This window comes from Sinorhizobium sp. CB7 (assembly GCF_041357635.1).
Lineage (GTDB): Bacteria > Pseudomonadota > Alphaproteobacteria > Rhizobiales > Rhizobiaceae > Rhizobium.
Window position 1 is genome coordinate 1 of sequence record NZ_JAULLL010000012.1, and the last position, 25156, is coordinate 25156.

Consider the following 25156-nt stretch of genomic DNA (forward strand, 5'->3'; position numbering starts at 1 on the left):
CTGGGGCGATCGCGCCGCGATTACCCCATGTTTTGCGACAACGACATGCATGAAAACAACAGCCTAAAGCGATAAAAAAAGCCCGAACCTGGGGGTCCGGGCCATGAAACGGCCTATAGTCCGATAGGCCACGACGGGCTGTTCAGCGGCGCCGGAAGCATGGCGGCGCCGCAAGCGTTTTTAAGACGCGTGGTAAGCCGCCTCGCCGTGCGATGCCAGGTCGAGGCCCTCGCGCTCGGCTTCGACTGCGACACGCAGGCCGATGATGACGTCGACGATCTTGTAGAGGATCGCCGAACCGATGCCGGACCATATGAGGGTCGTCAGGACGCCCTTGAACTGTGCCCAAACCTGCGTTGCCGTGCCGGCATAGGAAGCGGCGAAGTCCGGCGTGGAGTAGTCGACGATGCCTGCACCGCCAAGAGCCGGGTTGACCAGAATGCCCGTGCCGATGGCACCGAGGATACCGCCGACGCAGTGTACGCCGAAAACATCGAGGCTGTCGTCATAGCCGAACTTGTTCTTCACGACGTCAACGAAGAAGTAGCAGACCGGCGAGACGACGAGGCCGAGAACGATCGAACCCATCGGGCCGGCAAAGCCCGCTGCCGGCGTGACGGCAACGAGACCGGCGACGGCACCTGACGCAGCACCCAGCATCGAAGCCTTGCCGCGGGTAAAGGTTTCGACGATGCACCAGGCCACCGCGGCCGCAGCCGTCGCAACGAAGGTGTTGATCATGGCGAGCGATGCGTAAGCGTTGGCTTCGAGGTTGGAACCGGCGTTGAAGCCGAACCAGCCGACCCACAGAAGCGATGCGCCGACCATGGTAAGCGTCATCGAGTGCGGAGCCATGATTTCCTTCTTATAGCCCGTACGCTTGCCGAGCATGATAGCGCCGACGAGACCGGCAATACCGGCGTTGATGTGAACGACGGTGCCGCCCGCGAAATCGATCGCACCATAGGAGAAGATGAGGCCGGTCGGGCCATTATAGGCGCTCGGACCGCCCCAGAACCAGACCATGTGCGCCATCGGGAAGTAGACGAACGTGACCCAGAGGATGACGAAGAGCATGACGGCCGAGAATTTGATGCGCTCGGCGAAAGCGCCGACGATCAGGGCCGGTGTGATGCAGGCGAAGGTCATCTGGAAGCACACGAAGGTAAGCTCCGGAATGGCGACGCCCTTGGTGAAGGTTTCCGACAGGGTCGTCGTGTCGACGCCCGCGAGGAAGGCCTTGGAGAAACCGCCGACGAAGCTGTTCAGCGAACCGCCGTCGGTGAAGGCGAGCGAATAGCCGTAGGTCACCCAGATGATCATGACGACGGCCGTGATCATGAAGACCTGCATCAGCACCGAGAGCATGTTCTTGGCGCGGACGAGACCGCCGTAGAAGAGCGCAAGGCCCGGAATGGTCATAAGGAGAACGAGAACCGTGGAAACAAGCATCCAGGTATTGTCACCCTTGTCTACCGTCATGGCCGGAGCAGCCGCTGCGGCAGCCGGGGCCGTCTCCTGCGCGAAGGCGACGACCGGCGCCAGCAGGGCGGCGGAAGCAGCGCCGATCCGCGCAAAGGTGGAAGAAAACTTCGAGATTGACATTGAATAAAGCTCCTTGGATCAGCGGTTCTTACAGCGCTTCTGAATCGGTTTCGCCCGTGCGGATACGCACGGCGTGGTCGATCGAATAGACGAAAATCTTGCCGTCACCGATCTGGCCGGTCTTGGCGGAGGAGGCGATGGCTTCGACCGCCGTGTCGACGATTTCGGATGCGACAGCGACCTCGATCTTCAGTTTCGGAAGAAAGCTGACCGCATATTCGGTACCGCGATAGATTTCGGTATGCCCTTTCTGGCGCCCGTAGCCCTTCACTTCCGTCACGGTCAGGCCTTGAATGCCGACAGCCGTGAGGGCTTCGCGAACCTCATCGAGCTTGAACGGCTTGATAATGGCCATCACAATTTTCATCTGGTTTCCCATCCTTTATTATCCTCGGCGGGGAGCCGACTCTCCTTGCCGCTAACGATCGATTGAGCAGCGACCGTCAATAGACATTCAAGGGGCGTGCCAGATTCAAAGCAGGGAATAAGTTATTGAAAAATAAAGACTAAGATCGCTCGTGCTCATAAAAAGGCAATTGAACGGGCAATAAGCGCACAAATAATGCGCAAATTTATAAATTTGCACTTTATTTAATCATTTGCCTTTTTCCGAATCAAACCTTCCTGCGCGACCGACGCAATCAGGACACCGGAACGGCTGAATAGGCTACCGCGTGTCAGGCCGCGGGCGCCAGATGCACTGGGACTATCCTGCGTGTAGAGCAGCCAGTCGTCGAGCTTGCAGGGCCGATGGAACCACATGGAATGGTCGAGGCTTGCGACCTGAAGGCCTGGATCGAAGATGGAAGTGCCATGGGCGTAGAGCGACGCGTCCAGCAACGTCATATCCGAAAGATAGGCAAGGATTGCCGCCTGAAAATGCCTGTCGTCGGGCACATCACCCCTTGTCCTCACCCAGACATCCTGCCTGGGTTCGAGCTTCTCGCCGGAGAGCCAGTGCGTCAGCGAGACAGGCCGGATTTCGATCGGTCGCTCGCGCTGCCAGTATTTTCTGACCGGCTCCGGGGCATGCTGGAGATACTGCTCCTTGATCTGTTGCTCGCCGGGAAGGTCTTCGGGCTGACGGACCTCGGGCATCGGGATCTGGTGCTCGAAGCCGAGCTGGTCCAGCTGGAAGGAGGCCGATAGCGCGAATATCCCGTGGCCGTGCTGCACGGCCAGCACACGCCGGGTATTAAAGCTTCCGCCGTCGCGAATGCGTTCTACCTGATAGACGATCGGAACCGACGGGTCACCCGGACGCATGAAATAGGCGTGAAGCGAGTGGACATGGCGGTCGGCGGCCATCGTCCTTTGCGCCGCCATCAACGCCTGGCCGATCACCTGCCCGCCGAAAACCCTCTGCCAGCCAACCTGCGGACTACGGCCGCGAAAGAGATTGACCTCGAGCATCTCGATATCCAGCGTGGCGATGAGTTGCTGCATTGCTGTTTCTTGCGGCATTTCGACAGGCTCCAGCGATAGGAAGAACGGACCGGATGATCTATATAGGTCAGGAGATGGTCATTGAAGACGGGAGTGCGCGATGCTGGACATGCTGGTTGTCGGAGGCGGTTATGTGGGTCTCGCAGCCGCGGTCGCCGTCAAGCAGGCGGCCCCTCATCTTCAAATCGAGGTCGTCGAAGCGGCACCTGAGGATGCCTGGAAAAAGGATGGCCGCGCTTCGGCGATCATCGCCGCGGCCGCAAGGATGCTGGAGGTTTTCGGCATCTGGGACGAGATCCTGCCCGAAGCCCAGCCGATCACGAAGATGATCGTTACCGATTCTCGGACCTCCGATCCCGTGCGGCCGGTCTTCCTCACCTTCGACGGCGAGGTACATCCCGGAAACACGGGAGAAGGTCGACCCTTTGCCCATATGGTCCCGAACGTGACGATGGTCGGTGCACTGCGCGGGGCCTGCGAACGGCTCGGCATTCCGATTCGTCATGGGCTGACTGCGACCGCCCTGAAAACGGGGGAAACGAACATCACCGTAACGCTTTCCGACGACAGCATATTGGAAGCGCGCCTGCTCGTCGCCTGTGACGGCGTACGATCGAGACTGCGCGACATGGCGAGCATCAAGACCGTAAGCTGGGATTACGGGCAATCCGGCATCGTGGCGACAGTCGAGCACGAGCGCCCGCACAACGGATGCGCGGAAGAACACTTCCTGCCCTCGGGCCCCTTCGCAATTCTGCCGCTCAAGAACAATCGCTCCTCGCTGGTCTGGACCGAGCGCACCGCCGATGCCAACCGGCTCATCGCTGCAGACGATCTCGTTTTCGAAGAGGAGCTGGAACGCCGCTTCGGTCACAAGCTTGGGAGCCTTCATGCGCTCGGCGACAGACGCGCCTTCCCGTTGGGCCTCACGCTCGCCCGTGACTTCGTCGTGCCGCGTTTCGCGCTTGCCGGCGATGCCGCTCACGGCATCCATCCCATTTCCGGTCAGGGACTCAATCTCGGCTACAAGGATGTGGCGGCATTGGCTGAAACCGTCGTCGAAGCCGACCGGCTCGGCCTCGATATCGGCTCGATCAATATTCTCGAGCGCTACCAGACCTGGCGCCGTTTCGATACTTTCCGCATGGGCGTTACGACCGATGTGCTGAACCGCCTGTTTTCGAACGATATCACGCCGATCCGCATCATCAGGGACTTCGGCCTTGGTCTCGTCGACCGCCTGCCCGGCCTCAAATCCTATTTCATCGGTCAGGCTGCAGGCACGGCCGATCGGGCGAATCCGCGGCTGCTTGCGGGACAGGCTATCTAATCGACATCAGTCCTCGAGCCGCCGCGCCTCGGAAACGAGCATGATCGGAATGCCGTCGCGGATCGGATAGGCGAGCTTCGCTTTCTCCGAAACCAGTTCGTTCGTCTCACGGTCATACTTCAGCCGCCCCTTGGTCAATGGGCAGACGAGGAGATCGAGCAGCTTCGGATCGACCTTGCTGATGTTCTCGTCCATCCGCGCATCCTTACTGCAGTACGGAATCCGAATCGCCGAAAGCCCGCGCAAGCACGATCTCGGTGATGGCGATCAACGTCTCGGCGCGCGTCTTCAAATCGGGGGCCTCCAGAAGCGCCTGCTTTTCCGCGGGCCCGAAGGGCGACATCATCGACAATGAATTGACGAGCGTCATGTTGCTCGCCCGCTCGACGCTCTCCCAATCGGCCTCCAGCTTGTTTGCGTCGAGATAGGCCCTGAAGGCGGCAAGCAATGCCGACCGGTCCACAGCGTCCTCTTCATTCTCGGACGTCAGATCCGCGATGAAGGGCGCAATCCGGAAAGTGCGATAGGGCTCGTGGCCGGTTTTTTCTTCCAAAAGGCGGAAACGGCAGATGCCCGTCAGCGAAGCGATATAGCGCCCATCACCGGTCTCCGCGAAAGAGGTGATGCGTCCGAGGCACCCGACCTGGGCGAGATGCGGTGCGCCGGCCGGGCTTTCCTCTCCCTCGTATTCGCCGAGCGCCGGCTGGACGATGCCGATCAGCCGGTTTCCGGCGAGTGCAGCATCGAACATGGCAAGATAACGCGGCTCGAAGATATTGAGGGGAAGCTGCCCGGTCGGCAGCAGCAGGGCGCCATTCAGGGGAAAGATCACAGCCGTATCAGGCAGGTCTCGAGCTTTCACATATCTGGCATTTCCCACATGCATCAGAACTCATCCCGAATTTCCGGCGGGCGCTTCGACTGTCACAATTTCAGCCATGCCCGAAATGTGGTGCCCTCGGCCAAAAACGCAAGGGCGCTTGAGCGGGATGCCGAAAAGTGTGAGCGGTTTTCGGCTGAAATCCCGCTCTAACTCCTTAAATGCAGATCAGGATTCAATTTCAGGCCGATTTGGCCTGAAATGCTCTTGATCCAGCCGCAAACCTCACGAGAAAAGGATGGACGACAGCTTGCGTCGTGCCGCGATCGTCGCCGGATCCTTCGCACCCCAGACTTCGAAGAACTGCAGAAGCTGTCGCCTCGCGCCATCGTCATCGAAGGTACGGTCACGGCGCATGATGGTCAACAGATGATCGGCCGCTTCCTCGCGTTTGCCCTGCACGTTGAGGATCTTGGCAAGCTTCATGCGCGCATCATGATTGTCCGGAGCGCCGGCCAGCTCGCGTTCCAGCGCCACGGGATCGCCGAGTTTGCGAGCCTCGTCTATCTGGTCGAGCTTCTTGACCACTGCCTGGATGCCGGCATCCTTGGCAAGCGTCTCCGGCAGATCGGCAAGAGCCTGGCGAGCCCTGTCGTTTTGACCCGCCGCGATCATGCATTCAGCCATGCCCGCGAGCGCCTTGGCATTTTCGGGATCGACCTGCAGCACCGAACCGAAAAGTTCGGCAGCACCGTTGACGTCACCGTTGGCGAGCAGCGTCGCTGCTTCCTCGAGAATAGCATCAATCTCCGCAGCCTCATCGGCGCCGGCAGGGCCTGCCAGGCGATCGATGAACTGGCGCACCTGACTTTCTGGCACCGCGCCCATGAAGCCATCCGCAGGGCGGCCGTTCACGAAAGCGATAACCGCCGGAATCGACTGGATGCCGAGCTGGCCGGCAATGGCGGGATGATCGTCGATGTTCATCTTGACCAGCTTAACCCGGCCGCGGCCTTCGTTGACCACTTTTTCCAGGACCGGCGTCAGCTGCTTGCACGGCCCGCACCACGGTGCCCAGAAATCCACGAGCACCGGCTGGCGGCGCGACTCCTCAAGGACGTCACGGCTGAAATTCGCCGTCGTCGTCTCCTTGATATAGGAGCCACCCTCCGCGGGCGCCGCACCGACATTCGCCGAAGCGGTCATCTGGTTGCCGAAGGAATTGCTATAGGGATTGTCCGTGCCGCTCATGAGTGTCTCCCGTCTCGCCGGCTTCTAGGCCGGATATAACGCCTAAATCGTATGTCAGTCCGTCACTTTCAAGACAAGCGGTTTATGCCCGGTCGCTTCCATGAAGCGGATCAGATCATCTCGTCCGATGGAGGTCGTGGCATCGTTCGAAAGCGGATGACAATTGATGATGTCATGGCTCATCAGCTCCGCATCGAGAATAAAGGTGACATTGTTGCCGCTGTCGTTGATCGCGCCGAACGCCGTCACCGAGCCCGGAGCGACGCCCAGATATTCCATCAGCTTTTCCGGTTTACCGAAGGAAACCCTGCTCGCCGCGCCGATGAGGCCGTGGACCTTCTTCAGGTCGACGACCGCATTTTCCTCGACCGTCAGCAGGAAGAATTTGTCCTTCTTGTCCTTGACGAAGAGGTTCTTGGTATGACCGCCCGGAATTTGGTCGCGCAGCGCCACCGATTCAGCGACGGTGAAGACCGGCGCATGATCCTTGGTGCTGTGGCTGATGCCGAGTTCATCGAGAAAACGGAAAAGATCCTCGCGGCCTTTGGGTGAAAGAGCGGTCATGGTGATTCATTCCGACGGGAAAACAGGATGCACTTCGTGATACGTCGCCGCCAGGCATTTGGCAATCTTTGCGGTGGCGACCGGAGGCGGCGGATAAATTCACACCGTATCTCGAGCGAAAATTTTTTATTGGCGATTCCGTCATTTCCCTGTTGCATTTGAAAAACGGTTAGGCCATATAGCGCCGGTCGCCGCAAGGGCGGCAACCACCGGTCCACTTAAACTACCCCGGACCGGGACGGATTGAGCGGGTGTAGCTCAGGGGTAGAGCACAACCTTGCCAAGGTTGGGGTCGAGGGTTCGAATCCCTTCGCCCGCTCCAGTTTTTCTCGGGAAAGCCAAATGGTTTGAAGACCGCTCTATGGAGCGTCTGTTACCTGCCCGCCTTGCAAGTTCATTCCGTGTAAGCATGACGAGGCGTATCGCCGAAGTGGATTTGGCGCCTTGGGAACGGCTCCCCGGGATTGCAGTCAGCCTTTAAAATTCAAACCGCCTCGGCATGCCTCGTTCGAGGGTTGTTAGACGTGCGCCCGCACCAAGGGTCGCAAAGGCCGCAGCAAGTTCGGCCGCGCTTTCCTTGAAATGCACCCAGCCTTCATTATGCACGGCGACGATGGCAGCGTTCGGGAACGCACTTGCTGCTTCCAAGGCGTCATTGCTATCCATGGTCACATGAAACCGTCCCCTCGGTTCCGCCGAGCCGGTGAAAAGCATCACCACCTTGGGGGAGAAGCGACGCGCGACTTCCGCCGTTCCTTCATACCAGACAGTGTCACCGGTGATGTAGATGGCGTCGCCAGCTTGCTCCTTTCCCAGCAGAAAGCCGACGACGTCGCCGGAGATTGGCTCAATACCGACCGGTCCGTGCCGCGCCGGGGCAGCAGTGACAAACAGCCGCTCTCCGTTTCGCCCCTCCAGGGTGCGGGTTTCGAAGGGCGCAAGACCAATCGAATTCCCACCGAGACGGGCCGCTCCCGCGATGGTCGTATACGTCGCTCCAACAGTCGGGAGCATCGCGCGCCCGCTATGATCGAGATTGTCGAGGTGCTGATCGTGGCTCAGGAGGACAGCATCGAGCGTGCCGATCTCCTCCACCGTGAGGGCAGGACCGGAGGTCTTCTCGAAATGAACAGGCGCCTTCTTGTAGAGGCCGGGTGGATCGAAGGTCGGATCGGTGAGAAGACGCAAGGCGCCGATTTCGATAAGTGCCGTCGGGCCGCCGATGAGAGTAAGCGTGATATCCAGCGCTGACATGGCCATTTTCCTGTGGTGGATTGCGTTGGGGTAAAGCTAGCCGGTCGCGCGCTGTGAGAAAATTAGCTAATTTCTCGCAATGGCTGATCAAATTCGCACAGGTCTCGATTGGGAAGATGTTCGCATCTTCATCGCGCTCGCGCGACACGGCAGCCTGTCGGCGGCGGCGCGCGCCCTTTCCGTCAATCACGCGACCGTCTCGCGGCGCATCTCCTCGCTCGAACGGTCGCTCGGCGAAAAACTGATCGAACGGCGGCCGGATGGCTATGTCCTGACACTTGCGGGCAATCGCGTCCTTACCGCGGCCAACGATATGGAGACAGCCGCCGCGTCGTTGAGCAGAGGTGGCGCAGACGACAGGCCGAAGGGGCTCGTTCGCATCAGTGCGACACCCGGTTTGACGCATGGCTTTCTTGTCGCGCGGCTCGCGAGCCTGGTCACCCAATATTCTGGACTTGATCTCGAGCTTGCTTCGGATGTCCGGACCATAAGCCTTGAGCGCCGCGAAGCGGACATCGCCCTCCGGCTTGGGCGTCCGCAGGATGGCGACCTGATCGCCAAACGGCTTGCGACAATTGGCTACGGATTTTACGCTTCGATTGAATGGCGCCGCCGGATTGAGAATGGATCACCGCCGGTATTCGTAGGCTTTGACGAGGCGAATGCCCATATTCCCGAGGCGGTATGGCTTGCCCGGCAATTTCCCCGGGCAAGAATAGCGTTCAGAACCGGCAATCAGTTCACGCAAGCCGCCGCCGCGGCCGCCGATGCCGGAGTGGCTCTGCTGCCGCATTTCATCGGACGAGCGGATAAGCGGCTTTCCGCCTGTTCGCTCGGCGATGCACCGCCGACGCGGGAGCTGTGGCTTTTGACACGGCGGCACGACAAAAAGGATATCGCCATCCGAACCGTGGCGGATTTCTTCACCCGGTTATTTGTTGAAGAGCGTGAGCTATTCGAGGAGCGATAAAGCCAGAAAGATCCGAAGAAGCGCGTCATCGACGCAAGAATCCTCATGGCGTTCACGGCGCAAGCCGGGTAAAGACATAGTCGCGCCCTTTCACGCGGGCTTCGTGACAGGCAAAGCAGGTCTGGTGTTGCGCTTCGTCGACCGGCTTGCCGTTGACAAAGCGGCCAAACCCCCAGCCGCCGGTCGACGCATATTTCTTGGAGTCCTTGACCATGACCTGGACGGTGGTTGCTGCCCCAGGGATCGACGCCGTTTCGAATTCCGGGGACTGAACGTGCTTCCAGGCGAGCTTCACCAGAACCGTCCCGTCCGGGAAGGGAAGCGTTCCTTTCTGATAGGCCTCGACGGCGACGGAATTTCCAAGCACGGCTCGCAGTTCGTCCAGGGGCGCTGCCTCCTGCGCCGGCGCGATCAGCTCCCACTGGCGATAGCCTTCAGGTATGGTGACGCCATAGATCGGCGAGGCGGTTGCGGAATTCGCAACGGTCTCGGCGGTCCAGCCGATGGCAGCGAAGGCGGCGGTCGACAATACGGCGGCTCCGGCAAGTCCGAGATGGACTGGTTTCATGGAAACACTCCTTGGGCGGGCAGTTGAGTTCCGGCCGCAAAGACTGCGTCCATGTATCCTGGCTATTTCATTATCCGCGGGAATTGAAAGCGAATGTAGCATTCGGCCGCCTGAATACACTGGGATACATTCCGGCCGCGTTGATACGCCCTTACCAAACCGTCTTCCCCAGGCGCCGCGGCACTGTATGATCGCGACGTTGTCCCTGTCGATATGAAGACGTTATGACACTCGAAACGCTGAACGATCCCATTATCCAATTCTGCATTCTCGTCGTCGCCGGATTGTCGCTGAACCTCATCGTGCTTCGCGGCCATCCGACGCTGAGGCTTGTCTGTCATGTCGCCTTTTTCGTCCTGCTTACCGCGATCCTGCTCTACCATGGCATCGAGCCCTATATGTCGGATACGACCGGGGAGGACATTTCGCACCGCATCTTCATCGGCGCGGCGAAATCGCTGTGGTGGATCGCGGGCGCCATGGTTCTGGTAAGCTCGGTCCGACTCTTTCTCATTTTCGAACACAAGCCCCGCGAAGTTCGGCTGCTTCAGGATCTCGTCGTCGGCATCATCTATCTCGGCGCCGGCCTTTCCATCATCGCCTATGTCTTTGCCGTTCCGGTCGGAACGCTCATCGCTACCTCCGGTGTCTTTGCCATCATTCTCGGTCTCGCCCTGCAAAGCACATTGAACGACGTCTTCTCCGGAATTGCCCTCAATCTCGGCCGGCCCTATACGGTCGGTGACTGGATCGTCCTCGACGATGGAACCCAGGGTCGCGTCGTGGAGACCAACTGGAGGTCAACCCACCTGCTGAACAGCACCAACGATCTCATAATCATCCCAAATAGCGGGCTGGCAAAGGCGCGCTTGGTCAATCTGAACAGTCCCGATGAAAGTCACGGCATTTCCTTGATCGTGAGAATTGTCCCGGTAAGACCGCCGGCCGTCATCGAAGAGGTGATGCAGACCGTGCTCCTCAGCAGCAATTCCATCCTCAAGCAGCCATCGCCGTCGGTGACGATCAAGAAACTTGACAGCCAGGCCGTCGAGATCGAACTCAGCTGCCGTGTCAAGGACATATCTCGGACGACCACGGCGCGGAACGAGATTTACGATCTCGTTTTTCGTCATTGCAAGGCGGCGGGTCTGCCGCTTGCACCGCCCGAAACCGCAAGCGGCCTCACCGGCATCGATCTTCAGGAGGACGCCACTGCTTCGAAGCACCCTGAAACAGCATGGCGTCTGCTGTCCGCCATGGCGCTTTTTGCGCCCTTGACCGAAGATGAGAAGGAGGCGCTGGCAGCGAAGATGACACGGCGCACCTACCGCAGCAATACGGTCATCGCCGCGCAGGATTCAAAGCTGACATCGCTGATGGTGATTCGCAGCGGCGTGGTTGTCATTACCCGGGAAGAGCATGGCCGCGAAATCGAGTTGACGCGCCTTTCGCCCGGAGACTGCTTCGGAGAAGGTGGCGTCCTGATGGGCGCGGCGGAACCGGGAACCGTCCGCGCACTAACCTTTGTGGTCGTCTATGAAATCACCCAGGAGGAACTCGCTACCGTCATGCACGACCGCCCCGCACTTGCCGAGGAACTGGGCCTGCTCCTTTCGCGCCGGATCGAGGCCGAACGCCATCTGATCGGCCTCGCCGAATCGACGATGAGCGGCAAACAGGCGACCTCGCTTGCGGCAAGAATCCGGCACCTGTTTCAGCTCCAGCATGAGGGTTAGCGCATAGCCTAAAAATGGGGATCGATGACGTTCGCTGCGTCCAGACTACACGGCATCAGCGCCGATCGCGGCAAGTGCTGCGCGAGCAACCTCGAAATCCTGGTCGCCGGTGCCCGATCCCACACCGATTGCTCCCGCAAGCTTGTTGCCGAAGCGGATGGGCAGTCCGCCGGGCAGATGTGTAACGCCGCCCTGGGAGGCGATGCCAGCGGCCGTGCCGAATTCAAAGGCCATGGCGCCCGTCGGCGCGTTGATCGAGGCCGCCGTGCGCGCTTTGGCGCGTGCCGTATGCATGCTCAGATATTTTGCACCGTCCATGCGGATGCTGGCGATCGTTTCGCCGCTGGCGTCAACGATGAAGACGCATTGCGGGATGCCGATCTTCTCGGCATGGGCGATCGCGGCCGAGAGTGCCTGTACCGCCCCGGAATGGGTCAGGACCAGGGTTTCGCGTGTGACGGACATGATTTGCGTCTCCTCTGATATTGCGCGACGGTGATTGCAGCGGTCGTCGTCACCTTCACCGGCAATGATCGGGAGGCATTTCGATGCAGGCAGAGCGAACGGCTCATCCGTACCTAAACCGGCATCTTTGGCGTTAGCAACGCCCGGAATCAAAATCGCCGGACGATGTCCGGCGAAACTGATTTTCCAGAAAGGCATAAAACCGGGCTTATTCGCCCTTGGCTTCAGCAGCCTCGGCTGCTGCCTTTGCTTCGGCCGCTTCGGCTGCTGCCTTTTCAGCTGCCAGAGCCTGGGCAGCTGCAACCTTCTCGGCCTCGATACGTGCCTTGTCATCGGCGAGCGCCTGGCGTTCGGCTTCGTTAAGTTTGCGGGCGCGGGTGCCGGTGTTTTCAACGATACGGGCAGCCTTGCCGCGCAGGTCGCGCAGGTAGTAAAGCTTGGCGCGGCGAACCTTACCGCGGCGAACGACTTCGACGCTTTCGATCATCGGGGAATAGACCGGGAAAACGCGCTCGACGCCTTCGCCATAGGAAATCTTGCGAACCGTGAAGTTCTCGTTGAGACCGCCGCCGGAACGGGCGATGCAGACGCCTTCATAGGCCTGGACGCGGGTACGGTTGCCTTCCGTCACCTTCACGTTGACGCGCACGGTATCGCCGGCCGAGAATTCCGGAAGGGTGCGCTTGGCGTCGATCTTGGCAGCCTGTTCGGCTTCCAGCTGCTGAATGATGTTCATTGTCTAACCTCTATTTCTTCTGAAACAGCCAGAGCGCTCGACATGGATCCTTTAGCCAGGCCTCGGGATTTTGCCCTTGCAGGCGGGAGCGAATTCGCCATTCTTTGTTTGCTGGCAGACGGGATATACCCATTTCCGGGTGCGCCAATACACGAAACACCAGGCCTTGTCATCCCTCGGACGACAATTTTATGAACCGATGCGGAAATTCGGCGCATTTCAGCAAGCGCTCAGCCCTTCTCCCCCGAAGTGGCCCTGGCAATCAGGTCTGGGCGTCTTTCCTTCGTGAGGCGCAACGATTCCTCGCGCCTCCATCGCGCGATTGCCCCGTGATTGCCGGAGGTCAGAACGGAAGGGATCTCGCGGCCTTCCCACTCCTGCGGTCGCGTATAGTGCGGATGCTCCAGCAAACCGTCCTCGAAGCTTTCGTGCAGGCCGGAAAGGTCATTGCCCATAACGCCGGGCAGAATGCGCACGATCGCATCCAGCAGCACGAGTGCGGCCGGCTCGCCGCCGGAGAGAATATAATCGCCGACCGAGATCTCCTCGAGCCCGCGGCCATCGATCACCCGCTGGTCGACGCCTTCGAAGCGGCCGCAGACGATGACGACACCGTCGCCGGCAGCAAGCTCGCGCACGCGCTGCTGCAGCAACGGCTTGCCCCGCGGGCTCATCAACAAGCGGGGACGCTTGTCGTTGTCGCAAACCTTGTCGATCGCTCGCGCCAGCACGTCCGGTTTCAGCACCATGCCCGCCCCACCGCCGGCCGGCGTGTCGTCGACGGTGCGGTGCCTGCCCGTCGCAAAGTCGCGGATCTGCACCGCATCAAGCGTCCATTGGCCGCGTTCCAGTGCCTTGCCGGCAAGTGAAACGCTAAGATGACCCGGAAACATTTCCGGATAAAGGGTCAGGACCGTGGCGCGGAAGGTCATCGTTCTCTACTTCTTGCCGCGTTTTTGCGGCCTCGTCCCGGTTGGGTTTTCCGGCTCCTCTACCAGGCCGGCGGCAAGCGGGTCGATCAGGATCCGACCGTTTTCGAGATCGATTTCCAGCACGGCGCTCTCTGAGAAGGGGATGAGCACGGGCCGCTTTCCCGGCCCCTTCAGTTCCAGGAGATCGCCGGCACCAAAATCATAGATTCCGGTGACGACGCCATAGGCCGTCCCCTTCTCGTCGACAGCTTCCAGCCCTTCGAGATCGGCATAGAAGAATTCGTCCTCTTCCAACTCCTCGTCGGGAAGATTGTCGCGTTCGATATAGAGCTCCAGGCCGTTCAACGCCTCGGCCGCATTGCGGTCGTTGACGCCTCGGAATCGGACGACAACCATATTCTTGGCTTCGCGGATCTCTAGGATCTCGAAGGTGCGACCGTCGAGACTGTGCAGATTGCCGTAATCGCCGAGCGCCGTCGGATCGGAGGTATAGGACCTTGCGCGGACTTCGCCCCTGATGCCCTGGGCGCCGCCGATCGTTGCCATCAATACGGGGTTTTCCAGCTTGGTCATGATGCCTGATCGCTTCGATGAAACAGAATTTCCCTCTCATAGGATGAACAACCGCCGATGGGAAATAAAAAAGGGCGGCATGAACATGCCGCCCTTCGAATGCGATCGATGCTTTCGATTATTCGGCAGCAGCAGCGTCGGCTGCCTTCTGTGCCTTTTCGGCGGCGCGCTCCTGGGCCTTCTTTCCTGGCTTTGCCTTTTCCGGATTGTTGCGGGCTTCGCGCTTGGCAAGGCCTGCCTCATTGAGGAAGCGCAGAACACGATCGGTCGGCTGGGCGCCGTTGTCGAGCCAGTGCTTGACACGGTCGGCGTTCAGCTCGACGCGCTTTGCGTCGTCCTTGGCGAGCATCGGATTCCAGGAACCGAGCTTTTCGAGGAAGCGGCCGTCACGCGGCGAACGTGCGTCGGCGACGACGACGTGATAGTACGGGCGCTTCTTGGAGCCACCGCGGGCGAGACGAATTTTCAACGACATTTCTTACTCCTTAGGCTTTTCTTGACCGCCTCGTTTGGCGGCATCGTTCATTAATGTGCTTGATTTCGCGTGATCCTGTCGGAAACCTCTGCACAGTTTCGGGATCACGCCTTGAAATCGGCCGCGATCTGTTCATGGTGCCGGATGACTTCCTTGATGACGAAGTTCAGGAACTTCTCGGCGAAATCCGGATCCAGATGGGCATCCTTCGCCAGGCGGCGAAGACGCTCGATCTGGAATTCCTCGCGCGCCGGATCGGCCGGCGGCAGATTGTGCTTGGCCTTCAGCACGCCCACTTCCTTGGTGCAGCGGAACCGTTCGGCCAGCATATGGACGAGTGCCGCATCGATATTGTCGATCGACTGACGATAGCTCGCGAGCTGGGTCTTCACTTCGGGGTCAATCATGTCCACGGGTGATCCTTTCACTTCTTCCTCGGCAACCCGGGAAGCCCCGGAAAGCCACCACCCAGGCCCGGCAGCTTCGGTCCCCCGAGACCGGGCAATCCGCCTGGCATTCCACCACCCAAGCCGGGCATGCCACCCGGCTTGCCCAAGCCTACCGCCTCGGCCTGCTTCTGCAGCGCTTCGAGCTGTTTGGGATCGATGTTCGAAAGGTCCGGCATGCCACCCATGCCGCCGAGCCCCATCTTGCCGGCAAGGCCGCCCATCATCTGCTTCATGAGGCCGCCGCCCTTGCCCTTGCCGCCCATCATCTTCATCATGTCCGCCATCTGGCGGTGCATCTTCAGAAGCTTGTTGATATCGGCCGCATCCGTGCCGGAACCGGCTGCGATGCGCTTCTTGCGCGAATGCTTCAGGACATCCGGGTTGGCGCGCTCGGCCTTCGTCATCGAGGAGATGATCGCGAGCTGACGCTTGAAGAGCCGGTCGTCGAGCCCGGCGGCCGCCATCTTGTCCTTCATGCCGGCCATGCCGGGCATCAGGCCCATGATGCCGCCCATGCCGCCCATCTTCTGCATCTGACGCAACTGATCGGCAAGATCGTTCAGATCGAACTTGCCCTTTGCCATCTTGGCGGCCATGGCGGCCGCCTTCTCGGCGTCGATGTTCTCTGCCGCCTTCTCGACGAGCGAAACGATGTCGCCCATGCCGAGAATACGGTCGGCGATGCGGCGGGGATGGAACTCCTCCAGCTCGCTCATCTTTTCGCCGACGCCGATCAGCTTGATCGGCTTGCCCGTAACGGCGCGCATGGAAAGAGCCGCACCGCCGCGACCGTCACCATCCATCCGGGTCAGCACAAGCCCGGTAATGCCGACGCGCTCATCGAAATTGCGGGCGAGATTGACCGCGTCCTGACCGGTCAGCGAGTCGGCGACCAGCAGGATTTCATGCGGGTTCGACTTCTTCTTGATGTCGGCCATCTCGACCATCAAGGGCTCGTCGATATGGGTGCGGCCGGCGGTATCGAGGATGACGACGTCATGACCGCCGAGCCTGGCCGCCTGCACGGCGCGCGCCGCAATATCGGTCGGCGACTGGCCGGGGATTACCGGCAGAGTGTCGATGTTCGTCTGGACGCCGAGTTGGCGAAGCTGCTCCTGCGCGGCCGGCCGGCGCGTGTCGAGCGATGCCATCAACACCTTCTTGCGCTCGCGCGTTGTCAACCGGTTGGCGATCTTCGCCGTCGTCGTCGTCTTGCCCGAACCCTGCAGGCCGACCACCATCACCACGACCGGGGCGGGCGCATTGAGATCGATGCCGACGCCCTCGATGCCGAGCATTTCGACGAGCTCGTCATGGACGATCTTGACCACCATCTGGCCGGGCTTGATCGATTTCAGGATCTCCGCGCCGACAGCTTTTTCGCGCACACGATCGGTAAAGGAACGCACGACATCGAGCGCCACGTCCGCTTCCAAAAGCGCGCGGCGAACCTCGCGGAGTGCTGCGGAAACATCGGCTTCCGAAAGCGCGCCACGGCCGGTCAGTCCATTCAGGATGGAACTCAGACGGTCCTGGAGGTTTTCAAACATCGGCTCTTCTTCCTTCTCCGTTTCAGGGGTTTTTGGTCACGCTCGCCTCGAAAGGCTTATGCGCTGAGATTCCCGAAACGTCGTGCTTTTCCTTGACGAAAACAAGACGCAAAGCCAAAAAGCACCCGAGGGCGCATCGCGCTGTCGGGTGTTGACCTCCGGGATCTCTTTATACCTTTGCGGGTCCCGGTCGGTGGCTCGGAGTCTTGAGGCTCGTCGCAGATCGCCGCGATAAACAGGAAACTATCCTGAAAGTCAAGCTGAAGCGGCAAAATAACCGTACCGGCGGTTTTAAGAAAGGCGCTTGACGCAGGATGACTTGCGCGCGCACCACTGGTAATTCCCCCGCATTTCCGCCATATACACGCCGAGAGCAACGGAACTGTCCCATGAGCAATACGGTCGAATTCGCGAAGATGAACGGGCTTGGCAACAAGATCCTGGTCGTCGACATGCGCGGCCGTACGGATAAAGTGACGCCGGCGGCCGCGGTCGCGCTCAACGCACATGCCGAGACTGAGTTCGACCAGATCATGGCGATCCACGATCCGAAACTGCAGGGCACCGATGCCTTCATCGACATTCTCAATTCGGACGGGTCGAAGGCGCAGGCCTGCGGCAATGGCACGCGCTGCGTCGTCCACGCGCTCGCCGCCGAAACGGGAAAGAGGATTTTCACCTTCCAGACCGTCGCCGGTGTCCTGAACGCTGTCGAGCACGAGGACGGCACAATTTCCGTCGATATGGGAAAACCCGTTTTCGACTGGGACAAGATCCCGCTCGCCGAGGAATTTCACGACACCAGCCGCATCGAGCTGCAGATCGGGCCGATCGACAATCCGGTGCTGCATTCTCCCTCTGCCGTTTCGATGGGCAATCCGCACGCTATCTTCTGGGTCGAGAAGGATGTGATGTCCTTTGATCTCGGCCGCTTCGGACCGCTTCTCGAAAATCACCCGATGTTCCCCGAGCGCGCCAATATCACGCTTGCTCAGGTCAATTCGCCCACGTCGATAACGACGAGGACATGGGAGCGCGGCGCCGGCCTGACGCTTGCTTGCGGATCCGCCGCCTGCGCTTCCGCCGTCAGCGCTGCCCGCACGGGCCGCACCGGCCGAAAAATCACGATTCATGTTGCGAGCGCCATGCCGCCGGGCGAGCTCCGCATCGAATGGCGCGAAAGCGACGACCACGTCATCATGACCGGACCTGCTGAGTGGGAGTGGTCGGGCAAGCTCGATCCTGCGACAGGCGCATGGACGCGCGATAACGAACAGGGAGCGGAAGCGCGGTGAGCGGCGTCGAGGTCATCACCTTCGGCTGCCGCCTCAACACCTATGAATCGGAAGTGATGCGGGCCGAGGCGGAAAAAGCCGGGCTCAACAACGCCATTCTGGTCAATACCTGTGCCGTCACCGGCGAAGCCGTGCGCCAGGCACGCCAGGCAATCCGTCGTGCGAGGCGCGAAAATCCGCATGCCCGCATCATCGTCACGGGCTGTGCCGCCCAGACCGAGAAAGAGACTTTTGCCGAAATGGCGGAGGTCGACGCCGTTCTCGGCAACGAGGAGAAGCTGGCGAGCGCCTCTTACCGCGCGCTTCCCGATTTCGGTGTCTCGGCAGAAGAAAAACTCCGTGTCAACGACATCATGAGCGTGCGCCGCACCGCGCCTCAGATGATCCGGCATATCGACGGCCATGTCCGGGCCTTCATCCAGGTACAGAACGGCTGCGACCACCGCTGTACCTTCTGCATCATTCCCTACGGCCGGGGCAATTCCCGCTCGGTGCCGATGGGTGCGGTTGTCGAACAGGCTCGCAATCTCGTCGATAGCGGCTACCGCGAGATCGTGCTCACCGGTGTCGACGCTACGAGCTATGGTGCCGATCTGCCGGGCGGACCGACGCTCGGCCTGCTGGCAAAGACGCTCCTGAAGCAGATCCCGGATATCCGCAGACTGCGCCTTTCCTCTATAGACAGCATCGAGGCCGACAGGCACCTGATGGACCTGATCGCGGACGAACCGCGCTTCATGCCGCATCTGCACCTCTCGCTGCAGCATGGCGACGATCTGATTCTCAAGCGCATGAAGCGTCGCCATTCGCGCGCCGATGCCCTGCGCTTCATCGAGGACGTCCGACGCCTGCGTCCGGATATGAGCTTTGGTGCCGACATGATCGCCGGCTTTCCGACCGAGACCGAGGAGATGTTCGAAAGCGCCGCCCGGCTGGCTGAGGAAGGCCGCATCGCCCATCTGCACGTCTTTCCTTACAGCCCGCGCCCCGGCACGCCTGCTGCGCGGATGCCGCAACTCGACCGCTCGCTCGTCAAGGAACGCGCCTCGCGCCTTCGCGCCACTGGACATGGACTGCTTCAGTCCCATCTCGACAGCATGGTCGGAACACGACAATGGCTGCTGATCGAAAACCATGGCCTGGCGCATACGGAAAACTTCACGCTTGTCGCCGCGCCCGGCCTGCGGCCGCGCGACCTTGTGCCGGTCTTGATCACCGGCCACAATGGCAAGCATCTCGACATGCAATTGACGGCTGCCGACGCGGCCTGATCTTCACGGAACTCTCATGGCGCTCAGTTTCATCAAAAAGGTCTTCACCTTCGGCAAGGACAAGCCGGTGGACGAGCAACCGGCGCAAGCTCCGGAGGCGCTGAGCGAGACAGAAGCGAATGCGCTCCAGGCGGAGCTGGAGCCGCATTCGCGCGAGGAGCATCTGCCGCTCGCGGACGATCCGGTTTTGCCGCAAGAGATGGATACGGCGGGCGGACCTGCCGCGGATGCGACAGACGACAGTCCGGCCTCTGTTGCCGATCAGAGTGCAGAGGCCTCCGCATCGGATGCGGAACAGGATGAAACCGAGGTGGTTCTTCCGTCTTCCGGCCAGATGAATGATATCGGCGTCGTGCCGCTTTCCCTGCTCGAGGCGGAAGCGGCGGCCGAGGAGGTCACCGACGAAGAGCTGTTTACCGATCAGGCGGCTGTTCCGTCCGAACCGGATGAGGACGTTGTCTCTCCGACAGAGCTATTGTCCGAACAGCCGATCGCAAGAGACGAGCCGCCCGTCGCGTCCGAAACAGCGGACGAAGTTGTTCCCGTAGCCGAGCCTGTCCTTCCGAAGGGCTTTGCAGCGCGTCCCTCGGTTCCCGAGCCGGCAGCGCCGGTCCCCCAGCCGAAGCTCTCCTGGTTCCAGCGCCTGCGCGCCGGCCTTGCGCGCACCTCGTCCCAGCTTACCGGGCAGATCACGGCACTCTTCACCAAGCGAAAGCTCGACGACGACACGCTCCAGGATCTCGAGGACCTTTTGATCCAGGCCGATCTCGGCGTCGAAACGGCAATGCGCGTCACCGATACGCTTGCCTCCGAGCGCTACGGCAAGGATGTGACTGGCGAAGATGTCAGCCGCATCATGGCTTCTGAAATTGCCAAGGTGCTGAAACCGGTCGCCAAGCCCCTGCAGCTCGACCTGTCGCACAAACCGCACGTCATTCTCGTCGTCGGCGTCAATGGCACCGGCAAGACGACGACGATCGGCAAGTTGGCGGCAAAGCTCACCAGCGCCGGACTCAAGGTTATGATTGCGGCAGGTGACACCTTCCGAGCGGCCGCGATCGAGCAGTTGAAGATCTGGGCAGACCGCACGAAATCGGAATTCGTCGGCACCAAGCTCGGCGCCGATGCCGCTGGCCTTGCCTTCGATGCCTTCCAACAGGCAAAGACCAAGAAGTCTGACGTGCTGATCATCGATACGGCCGGCCGCCTGCAGAACAAGGCCGAGCTCATGGCCGAGCTCGAGAAGATCGTACGTGTGCTCGGCAAGCTCGACCCTGAGGCGCCGCATACCGTGCTGCAGACGCTCGATGCCACCACCGGCCAAAACGCGCTCAATCAGGTCGAGATCTTCCGCAATGTTGCCGGCGTCAATGGCCTGATCATGACCAAGCTCGACGGTACGGCACGCGGCGGCATCCTGGTCGCCATCTCCGCCAAGCACAAGCTGCCGGTCTATTTCATCGGGGTCGGTGAGGGCATCGACGATCTGGAGCCCTTCGAGGCGGAGGATTTCGCCCAAGCCATTGCCGGTCTCGGACAATGATGCCACAGATATGCCGCCAATGGCCCGCATGGCACGGCGCGCAACAGAAGACAGGTTTGAAGAAGCATGACCACCGAGAGCGACATCACCCCGAGCGCCGCCGACAGACATCACCCGCTTTTGAAGCTCGTGCTCGAATTGGGGCCGCTGCTCGTATTCTTCTTCGGTAATCTGCGCGGCCCGTGGCTCGTCCAGGAGCTTCCGGCGCTGGCCTCCCTCGGCGGACCACTCTTCGTCGCAACCGCACTCTTCATGGCGGCGACAGTCATCTCGCTCGTCGTTTCCAAGATCGTCCTCGGCCATCTGCCGATCATGCCCTTCGTCTCCGGGATCGTTGTCGTCATCTTCGGCTCGCTGTCGATCTGGCTGCAGAACGAGACCTTCATCAAAATGAAGCCGACCATCGTCAACACGCTCTTCGGGGTCGTCCTGCTCGGTGGTCTTGTTTTCGGAAGATCGCTGCTTGGCTACGTCTTCAACGCCGCCTTCCAACTCGACGAGGCCGGCTGGCGCAAGCTCACCCTGCGCTGGGGCATCTTTTTCCTTTTCCTCGCCGTGCTGAACGAAGTCGTCTGGCGCAATTTCTCCGACGATTTCTGGGTTGCCTTCAAGGTCTGGGGCACGATGCCGATCACAATCCTCTTCACGCTTGCGCAGATGCCGCTCATCATGAAGCATACGGTAACGCCGGCCGTGGACAGCGAAAAGTGACGACGCTTTCGCGCGAGGAAGAGCGCGCACGACATCAGACATTCTGGTTGGTGGCATGTCTCGCCGTCCTGATTGCGCAGGTCGTGAGCGAATATCTGATGGGTCGCGTGCCGATCTGCGCCTGCGGCTATGTCAAGCTTTGGGAGGGTGCGGTCAATTCCAGCGGCAACTCGCAGCACCTGTCCGACTGGTACACGCCCTCGCACATCATCCATGGCTTTCTGTTTTACGGTGTGACCTATCTTCTCCTCAGAGGCAGGCCGATCGGGGCACGGCTGCTGCTGGCACTTTTCATCGAAGCCGGTTGGGAGCTTCTGGAAAACTCGCCATTGATCATCGATCGCTACCGCACCGCGACGATCTCGCTCGACTATTACGGCGACAGCATCCTGAATTCGGCAATGGATACCATCTTCATGGTGGCGGGTTTCTTCTTTGCCGCACGTGCGCCGGTCGCAGTGACGGTCGCGATCGCAATCGTCTTCGAGCTCTTCACCGGCTGGATGATCCGCGACAATCTCACCCTGAATGTGCTGATGCTGATCTGGCCAGTCGAGGCGATAAAAACCTGGCAGGGAGCCCTTTAGAGCAATTCCAGGAAAAGTGCGACGCGGTTTTCCGTCCGAAATTGCGTAAAAACAAAAGGTTAGAGCGGTTCTGCGCTTCTATGAAAAGCTGAAACGCTCCAGAGTGCACGCGTTCCCTATGAGAGAGGTTTCCCGAGCGCTTTTTCCATTGCCGGAAAGAGGCCTTCCCTCAGACTGATCTCATCGAAGGGGCCGACGCGCTTGTAGATGATCGTGCCGTCAGGCGCCACCAGATAGGATTCCGGAATGCCGTAGACGCCCCAGTCGATGGCGGCCGCACCTTGCGGGTCCACGCCTATCGCCCTGTAAGGATTACCGAGTTCGCCGAGGAAGCGGAGCGCATTCTCTTGGCTGTCCTTGTAATTGATCGCGACGATATTGAGCCTTCCGTCCTCGGCCAACTGCTTCAGGATCGGATGCTCGTCGCGGCAGGGAATGCACCAGGAGGCGAAGACGTTCACCAGCGTTAGCTTGCCCTTGATCGCGGCGTCGGTGAGCGCCGGTACATTGGCACCATCGAGCGGCTGCAGGTTCAACGACGGCGCCTTGGTGCCGATCAGGGCGGATGGAATTTCGGCGACATTCTTGCCGTGGACGTCCTGGTCATAGAGCATCTTGGCGGCGGTCAGCGCGATGCCGGCGAAGATGACAAGTGGCAGCAGAGCCAGGGCATAACGCCCCAACCCGCGCGGCTTCGGCGTGTTGCTGTCGGGTGTCGCGCTCATGGCCGTTCGGGAGCCTTCGAGTGCGAGCGCCGCCGAATGCCGGAGGCTTCGAGTGCAGCGAGCTCCTTCTGCCGGGCTCGCCCATCGGCCCAGGTCCAGAGGGTCACGGCAATGACCAGGACCGCCGCAAATCCGTACGAACTGTAGACATAGAAGGCATGCGTCATCGGCTCAGTCCTCGTGGCTCGCCATGCGGGCAGCAAGGCGGCGCTGCGCGGCGACGCGACGGCGCCAGATCTCGTTGCGGATCGCCATGATGTGCAGCGTAAAAAAGAGAAAGGTGAAGGCGATCGCCATGACGAAGAGTGGGCGCAGAAATTCCGGATCGATTGCCGGGCCATCGAGGCGCATGACGCTGGCGGGTTGATGCAGCGTGTTCCACCAGTCGACCGAAAACTTGATGATCGGGATATTGACGAAACCGACAAGGATCAGCACCGCGGTGACGCGCGCCGCCTTCGACGGATCGTCCATCGCGCGGTTGAGCGCGATCAGGCCAAGATACATCAGAAAGAGAATGAAGACCGACGTCAACCGTGCGTCCCAAACCCACCACGTACCCCACATCGGCTTGCCCCACAACGAACCCGTGACGAGCGCAAGCAGGGTGAAGGCGGCACCGAGCGGTGCTGCAGCCTTGGCGGATACGTCGGCCAGCGGATGGCGCCAGACAAGCGTGCCGATCGCCGAGATGCTCATGATCGTATAGCACATCATGGCAAGCCAGGCGGAGGGTACATGCACATACATGATGCGCACCGTCTCGCCCTGCTGGTAGTCCCCCTCGGTCGAAAAGCTCAGATAGAGACCGATGATGAAACAGAGGATCGTAATGCCGGCCAGCCAGGGAATGACGCGGGCGGCCAGCGCCAGAAATCGCGTCGGATTGGCGAGATCGCTGAATTTACTGATCGCAAGGCTCGTATCGCTCATGTCGTTTCTTTACCCTGATATGCCGATCACCGCAATTGACGGCCCTATCAATCCGCCGTGTTCCTGAGCGCCAATGCAGCCGCCGCCGGGCCGATCGCGGCGAAGAACAGTGTCAGCGCAAACAATATCAGAAAAGGCGGCAGGAACGGGGCTGGCTCCTCGACAGCCGCATAGGTGGCGCTGACACCGAAGATGAGGACGGGGATGGTCAGCGGCAGAACGAGGATCGACACGAGAAGCCCCCCGCGCGGGAGCGCGACGGCGACGGCAGCGCCGACAGCGCCGATGAAGGTGATGGCAGGCGAACCGGCAAGCAGTGTCAGCATCGTTGCGCCGATCGCGGTCTCATTCATGTTCATGAACAGGCCGAGCAACGGCGAGGCGATTACCAGCGGCAGGCTCGTGGCCGTCCAGTGCGCGATGCATTTGACGATGACGGTGACGACCAGCGGTGTCTCCTGCATCAGCATGAGATCGAGCGATCCGTCGTCCCGCTCCGCTTGAAAGAGCCTGTCCAGTCCGAGAAGAGCCGCGAGCAGCGCCCCGACCCAGACGATGGCCGGCCCGATGCGGGAAAGCAGGTTGAGATCCGGGCCTACGCCAAAGGGAATGACCGCGACGACGGTCAGGAAGAACAATATGCCGATCAGCGCGCCGCCTCCGGCACGGACGGAAAGTTTCAGGTCGCGGAGAAAGAGGGCCATCATGCTCCCCAGATCCCCTCTCCGGTGCCCGCGAAGCCCTTCATGCGCAATTCCTGCGCATTGTCGAGCCCCAAGGCTTGATGCGTGGCTGCGAGCACGATGCCACCTTTTTGTTGATGCTCGCCGATTAGCGCCTCGAGCAGGCGGTCCGCATTGCTATCGAGCGCAGCCGTCGGCTCATCCAGTATCCAGATCGGGCGATGGGCGACAAGCAACTTGGCAAAGGCGAAACGCCGCTGCTGGCCCGCCGAAAGATAGCCGAAGGGAAGATGGGTAATGCCGCCGAGGCCGACGGCCTCCGCCGCATCTTCGACCGAGGCCGTCGCCGTCCCTGAACCGTCATTCAGAAACTCTCGCCAGAAATCAAGATTCTCTGCAACCGTAAGTTCATTTTTCATTGCATTTCGGTGGCCGAGATAGTGGCTGACTTCGTTCGGCCGCCGATCGGTTCCCCCTCGCGAATCGGTGAAGACGACAGAGCCTTTCGCCGGCCGCAGGAGACCTGCGACGACACGCAGCAACGTGGATTTCCCCGAGCCGTTACGGCCGGTCAGAACCAGGGCTTCGCCTCCCGCCAAGTGAAAGGAAACATTAACGAAAATCAGATCCTCACCGCGACGGGCAGCCAGATTTTCAGCGGTGAGATGCATGCATCTGTTCTTT

At 60.5% G+C, this 25156-nt stretch carries 29 protein-coding genes and 1 tRNA gene; 9 read left to right on the forward strand and 21 right to left on the reverse strand.

Annotated features, from left to right (window positions below; all coding sequences use genetic code 11):
• Positions 1-180: 180 nt before the first annotated feature.
• The 3 genes from AAE029_RS22130 to tesB all read right to left on the reverse strand — a co-directional run bounded on the left by AAE029_RS22130 (position 181) and on the right by tesB (position 3069).
• On the reverse strand, positions 181-1605 hold the full coding sequence (locus AAE029_RS22130) for an ammonium transporter (RefSeq protein ID WP_371075051.1): 1425 nt from the start codon (positions 1603-1605) through the stop codon (positions 181-183).
• A 28-nt stretch (positions 1606-1633) separates the two neighbouring features.
• Positions 1634-1984, reverse strand: coding sequence for a P-II family nitrogen regulator (locus AAE029_RS22135; protein ID WP_371075052.1), 351 nt, complete (start codon positions 1982-1984; stop codon positions 1634-1636).
• A 212-nt stretch (positions 1985-2196) separates the two neighbouring features.
• Complete coding sequence (tesB, locus tag AAE029_RS22140) at positions 2197-3069, reverse strand: acyl-CoA thioesterase II (protein ID WP_371075053.1); 873 nt, start codon at positions 3067-3069, stop codon at positions 2197-2199.
• Between the two features lie 82 nt (positions 3070-3151).
• On the opposite strand from tesB, the gene AAE029_RS22145 reads away from it, so the two are divergent.
• Positions 3152-4381: a ubiquinone biosynthesis hydroxylase gene (locus tag AAE029_RS22145; protein WP_371075054.1), complete on the forward strand. Its 1230-nt coding sequence runs from the start codon at positions 3152-3154 to the stop codon at positions 4379-4381.
• Positions 4382-4387: 6 nt separating this feature from the next.
• Here AAE029_RS22145 and AAE029_RS22150 read toward each other — a convergent pair whose 3' ends face one another.
• The 4 genes from AAE029_RS22150 to AAE029_RS22165 all read right to left on the reverse strand — a co-directional run bounded on the left by AAE029_RS22150 (position 4388) and on the right by AAE029_RS22165 (position 7016).
• Positions 4388-4576, reverse strand: a complete 189-nt coding sequence (locus tag AAE029_RS22150; protein ID WP_371075055.1) for a Trm112 family protein — start codon at positions 4574-4576, stop codon at positions 4388-4390.
• 10 nt (positions 4577-4586) lie between these two features.
• Complete coding sequence (locus tag AAE029_RS22155) at positions 4587-5267, reverse strand: LON peptidase substrate-binding domain-containing protein (protein ID WP_371075056.1); 681 nt, start codon at positions 5265-5267, stop codon at positions 4587-4589.
• Between the two features lie 219 nt (positions 5268-5486).
• A complete protein-coding gene (gene trxA, locus AAE029_RS22160; protein ID WP_371075057.1) occupies positions 5487-6452 on the reverse strand; it encodes a thioredoxin in 966 nt (321 codons plus the stop codon).
• A gap of 54 nt (positions 6453-6506) precedes the next feature.
• On the reverse strand, positions 6507-7016 hold the full coding sequence (locus AAE029_RS22165) for a prolyl-tRNA synthetase associated domain-containing protein (protein WP_371075058.1): 510 nt from the start codon (positions 7014-7016) through the stop codon (positions 6507-6509).
• Between the two features lie 247 nt (positions 7017-7263).
• Between AAE029_RS22165 and AAE029_RS22170 the strand changes: the two genes are divergently transcribed.
• Positions 7264-7338: transfer RNA gene (locus AAE029_RS22170), tRNA-Gly, on the forward strand.
• A 155-nt stretch (positions 7339-7493) separates the two neighbouring features.
• Here AAE029_RS22170 and AAE029_RS22175 read toward each other — a convergent pair.
• Positions 7494-8270 (reverse strand): MBL fold metallo-hydrolase, encoded by a 777-nt coding sequence (locus AAE029_RS22175; RefSeq protein WP_371075059.1) that lies wholly within the window; start codon positions 8268-8270, stop codon positions 7494-7496.
• Positions 8271-8349: 79 nt separating this feature from the next.
• On the opposite strand from AAE029_RS22175, the gene AAE029_RS22180 reads away from it, so the two are divergent.
• A complete protein-coding gene (locus AAE029_RS22180; protein ID WP_371075060.1) occupies positions 8350-9240 on the forward strand; it encodes a LysR family transcriptional regulator in 891 nt (296 codons plus the stop codon).
• 52 nt (positions 9241-9292) lie between these two features.
• On the opposite strand, the gene AAE029_RS22185 is transcribed toward AAE029_RS22180, so the two are convergent.
• Positions 9293-9808 carry a cytochrome P460 family protein gene (locus AAE029_RS22185; protein WP_371075061.1) on the reverse strand — a complete coding sequence of 172 codons (516 nt, stop codon included), beginning with the start codon at positions 9806-9808 and terminating at the stop codon, positions 9293-9295.
• A gap of 224 nt (positions 9809-10032) precedes the next feature.
• Between AAE029_RS22185 and AAE029_RS22190 the strand changes: the two genes are divergently transcribed.
• Positions 10033-11544, forward strand: coding sequence for a cyclic nucleotide-binding domain-containing protein (locus AAE029_RS22190; RefSeq protein ID WP_371075062.1), 1512 nt, complete (start codon positions 10033-10035; stop codon positions 11542-11544).
• A gap of 45 nt (positions 11545-11589) precedes the next feature.
• Here the strand turns inward: AAE029_RS22190 and AAE029_RS22195 are convergent, their stop codons facing one another.
• From AAE029_RS22195 to ffh, 7 genes are all read right to left on the reverse strand, one after another.
• On the reverse strand, positions 11590-12009 hold the full coding sequence (locus AAE029_RS22195) for a heme-binding protein (protein WP_371075063.1): 420 nt from the start codon (positions 12007-12009) through the stop codon (positions 11590-11592).
• A gap of 208 nt (positions 12010-12217) precedes the next feature.
• Positions 12218-12745: a 50S ribosomal protein L19 gene (gene rplS / locus AAE029_RS22200; RefSeq protein ID WP_371075064.1), complete on the reverse strand. Its 528-nt coding sequence runs from the start codon at positions 12743-12745 to the stop codon at positions 12218-12220.
• A 230-nt stretch (positions 12746-12975) separates the two neighbouring features.
• Positions 12976-13677, reverse strand: coding sequence for a tRNA (guanosine(37)-N1)-methyltransferase TrmD (gene trmD, locus AAE029_RS22205; protein WP_371075065.1), 702 nt, complete (start codon positions 13675-13677; stop codon positions 12976-12978).
• Between the two features lie 6 nt (positions 13678-13683).
• Entirely contained in the window at positions 13684-14250 is a 567-nt protein-coding gene (gene rimM / locus AAE029_RS22210; protein ID WP_371075066.1) for a ribosome maturation factor RimM, read from the reverse strand.
• Positions 14251-14368: 118 nt separating this feature from the next.
• Positions 14369-14725 (reverse strand): 30S ribosomal protein S16, encoded by a 357-nt coding sequence (gene rpsP, locus AAE029_RS22215; RefSeq protein WP_371075067.1) that lies wholly within the window; start codon positions 14723-14725, stop codon positions 14369-14371.
• Between the two features lie 104 nt (positions 14726-14829).
• A complete protein-coding gene (locus AAE029_RS22220) occupies positions 14830-15132 on the reverse strand; it encodes a chorismate mutase (protein WP_371075068.1) in 303 nt (100 codons plus the stop codon).
• Between the two features lie 17 nt (positions 15133-15149).
• Positions 15150-16724: a signal recognition particle protein gene (ffh, locus tag AAE029_RS22225; protein ID WP_371075069.1), complete on the reverse strand. Its 1575-nt coding sequence runs from the start codon at positions 16722-16724 to the stop codon at positions 15150-15152.
• 389 nt (positions 16725-17113) lie between these two features.
• Here ffh and dapF point away from each other — a divergent pair, with 389 nt between their 5' ends.
• The 5 genes from dapF to AAE029_RS22250 all read left to right on the forward strand — a co-directional run bounded on the left by dapF (position 17114) and on the right by AAE029_RS22250 (position 22131).
• Positions 17114-18019, forward strand: coding sequence for a diaminopimelate epimerase (gene dapF, locus AAE029_RS22230; RefSeq protein WP_371075070.1), 906 nt, complete (start codon positions 17114-17116; stop codon positions 18017-18019).
• Positions 18016-19290 (forward strand): tRNA (N(6)-L-threonylcarbamoyladenosine(37)-C(2))-methylthiotransferase MtaB, encoded by a 1275-nt coding sequence (mtaB, locus tag AAE029_RS22235; RefSeq protein WP_371075071.1) that lies wholly within the window; start codon positions 18016-18018, stop codon positions 19288-19290. Before dapF ends, mtaB begins: the two co-directional genes overlap by 4 nt.
• 16 nt (positions 19291-19306) lie before the next feature.
• The gene (ftsY, locus tag AAE029_RS22240) at positions 19307-20833 is read left to right on the forward strand and encodes a signal recognition particle-docking protein FtsY (protein ID WP_371075072.1); all 1527 of its coding nucleotides are present in this window, start codon (positions 19307-19309) and stop codon (positions 20831-20833) included.
• A 66-nt stretch (positions 20834-20899) separates the two neighbouring features.
• On the forward strand, positions 20900-21544 hold the full coding sequence (locus AAE029_RS22245) for a septation protein A (RefSeq protein ID WP_371075073.1): 645 nt from the start codon (positions 20900-20902) through the stop codon (positions 21542-21544).
• Positions 21541-22131 (forward strand): DUF2585 domain-containing protein, encoded by a 591-nt coding sequence (locus AAE029_RS22250; protein WP_371075074.1) that lies wholly within the window; start codon positions 21541-21543, stop codon positions 22129-22131. Before AAE029_RS22245 ends, AAE029_RS22250 begins: the two co-directional genes overlap by 4 nt.
• 116 nt (positions 22132-22247) lie before the next feature.
• Here the strand turns inward: AAE029_RS22250 and AAE029_RS22255 are convergent, their stop codons facing one another.
• From AAE029_RS22255 to ccmA, 5 genes are read right to left on the reverse strand one after another with little or no spacing between them, the layout of a single operon-like run.
• Positions 22248-22856, reverse strand: a complete 609-nt coding sequence (locus AAE029_RS22255; protein ID WP_371075075.1) for a DsbE family thiol:disulfide interchange protein — start codon at positions 22854-22856, stop codon at positions 22248-22250.
• On the reverse strand, positions 22853-23023 hold the full coding sequence (gene ccmD / locus AAE029_RS22260; RefSeq protein ID WP_371075076.1) for a heme exporter protein CcmD: 171 nt from the start codon (positions 23021-23023) through the stop codon (positions 22853-22855). The genes AAE029_RS22255 and ccmD overlap by 4 nt, the downstream gene beginning before the upstream one ends.
• A 4-nt stretch (positions 23024-23027) precedes the next feature.
• Positions 23028-23789: a heme ABC transporter permease gene (locus tag AAE029_RS22265; protein WP_371075077.1), complete on the reverse strand. Its 762-nt coding sequence runs from the start codon at positions 23787-23789 to the stop codon at positions 23028-23030.
• A 47-nt stretch (positions 23790-23836) separates the two neighbouring features.
• Complete coding sequence (gene ccmB, locus AAE029_RS22270) at positions 23837-24496, reverse strand: heme exporter protein CcmB (RefSeq protein ID WP_371075078.1); 660 nt, start codon at positions 24494-24496, stop codon at positions 23837-23839.
• Complete coding sequence (ccmA, locus tag AAE029_RS22275) at positions 24493-25143, reverse strand: heme ABC exporter ATP-binding protein CcmA (protein ID WP_371075079.1); 651 nt, start codon at positions 25141-25143, stop codon at positions 24493-24495. Before ccmA ends, ccmB begins: the two co-directional genes overlap by 4 nt.
• Positions 25144-25156 lie beyond the last annotated feature (13 nt).

Excerpts from the sequence above, each read along its gene's own strand:
- AAE029_RS22130 (WP_371075051.1), bottom strand. The coding sequence starts at position 1,605 with ATGTCAATCTCGAAGTTTTCTTCCACCTTTGCGCGGATCGGCGCTGCT.
- AAE029_RS22135 (WP_371075052.1), bottom strand. The coding sequence starts at position 1,984 with ATGGGAAACCAGATGAAAATTGTGATGGCCATTATCAAGCCGTTCAAG.
- tesB (WP_371075053.1), bottom strand. The coding sequence starts at position 3,069 with ATGCCGCAAGAAACAGCAATGCAGCAACTCATCGCCACGCTGGATATC.
- AAE029_RS22145 (WP_371075054.1), top strand. The coding sequence starts at position 3,152 with ATGCTGGACATGCTGGTTGTCGGAGGCGGTTATGTGGGTCTCGCAGCC.
- AAE029_RS22150 (WP_371075055.1), bottom strand. The coding sequence starts at position 4,576 with ATGGACGAGAACATCAGCAAGGTCGATCCGAAGCTGCTCGATCTCCTC.
- AAE029_RS22155 (WP_371075056.1), bottom strand. The coding sequence starts at position 5,267 with ATGCATGTGGGAAATGCCAGATATGTGAAAGCTCGAGACCTGCCTGAT.
- trxA (WP_371075057.1), bottom strand. The coding sequence starts at position 6,452 with ATGAGCGGCACGGACAATCCCTATAGCAATTCCTTCGGCAACCAGATG.
- AAE029_RS22165 (WP_371075058.1), bottom strand. The coding sequence starts at position 7,016 with ATGACCGCTCTTTCACCCAAAGGCCGCGAGGATCTTTTCCGTTTTCTC.
- AAE029_RS22175 (WP_371075059.1), bottom strand. The coding sequence starts at position 8,270 with ATGTCAGCGCTGGATATCACGCTTACTCTCATCGGCGGCCCGACGGCA.
- AAE029_RS22180 (WP_371075060.1), top strand. The coding sequence starts at position 8,350 with ATGGCTGATCAAATTCGCACAGGTCTCGATTGGGAAGATGTTCGCATC.
- AAE029_RS22185 (WP_371075061.1), bottom strand. The coding sequence starts at position 9,808 with ATGAAACCAGTCCATCTCGGACTTGCCGGAGCCGCCGTATTGTCGACC.
- AAE029_RS22190 (WP_371075062.1), top strand. The coding sequence starts at position 10,033 with ATGACACTCGAAACGCTGAACGATCCCATTATCCAATTCTGCATTCTC.
- AAE029_RS22195 (WP_371075063.1), bottom strand. The coding sequence starts at position 12,009 with ATGTCCGTCACACGCGAAACCCTGGTCCTGACCCATTCCGGGGCGGTA.
- rplS (WP_371075064.1), bottom strand. The coding sequence starts at position 12,745 with ATGAACATCATTCAGCAGCTGGAAGCCGAACAGGCTGCCAAGATCGAC.
- trmD (WP_371075065.1), bottom strand. The coding sequence starts at position 13,677 with ATGACCTTCCGCGCCACGGTCCTGACCCTTTATCCGGAAATGTTTCCG.
- rimM (WP_371075066.1), bottom strand. The coding sequence starts at position 14,250 with ATGACCAAGCTGGAAAACCCCGTATTGATGGCAACGATCGGCGGCGCC.
- rpsP (WP_371075067.1), bottom strand. The coding sequence starts at position 14,725 with ATGTCGTTGAAAATTCGTCTCGCCCGCGGTGGCTCCAAGAAGCGCCCG.
- AAE029_RS22220 (WP_371075068.1), bottom strand. The coding sequence starts at position 15,132 with ATGATTGACCCCGAAGTGAAGACCCAGCTCGCGAGCTATCGTCAGTCG.
- ffh (WP_371075069.1), bottom strand. The coding sequence starts at position 16,724 with ATGTTTGAAAACCTCCAGGACCGTCTGAGTTCCATCCTGAATGGACTG.
- dapF (WP_371075070.1), top strand. The coding sequence starts at position 17,114 with ATGAGCAATACGGTCGAATTCGCGAAGATGAACGGGCTTGGCAACAAG.
- ftsY (WP_371075072.1), top strand. The coding sequence starts at position 19,307 with ATGGCGCTCAGTTTCATCAAAAAGGTCTTCACCTTCGGCAAGGACAAG.
- AAE029_RS22245 (WP_371075073.1), top strand. The coding sequence starts at position 20,900 with ATGACCACCGAGAGCGACATCACCCCGAGCGCCGCCGACAGACATCAC.
- AAE029_RS22255 (WP_371075075.1), bottom strand. The coding sequence starts at position 22,856 with ATGAGCGCGACACCCGACAGCAACACGCCGAAGCCGCGCGGGTTGGGG.
- ccmD (WP_371075076.1), bottom strand. The coding sequence starts at position 23,023 with ATGACGCATGCCTTCTATGTCTACAGTTCGTACGGATTTGCGGCGGTC.
- AAE029_RS22265 (WP_371075077.1), bottom strand. The coding sequence starts at position 23,789 with ATGAGCGATACGAGCCTTGCGATCAGTAAATTCAGCGATCTCGCCAAT.
- ccmB (WP_371075078.1), bottom strand. The coding sequence starts at position 24,496 with ATGATGGCCCTCTTTCTCCGCGACCTGAAACTTTCCGTCCGTGCCGGA.
- ccmA (WP_371075079.1), bottom strand. The coding sequence starts at position 25,143 with ATGCATCTCACCGCTGAAAATCTGGCTGCCCGTCGCGGTGAGGATCTG.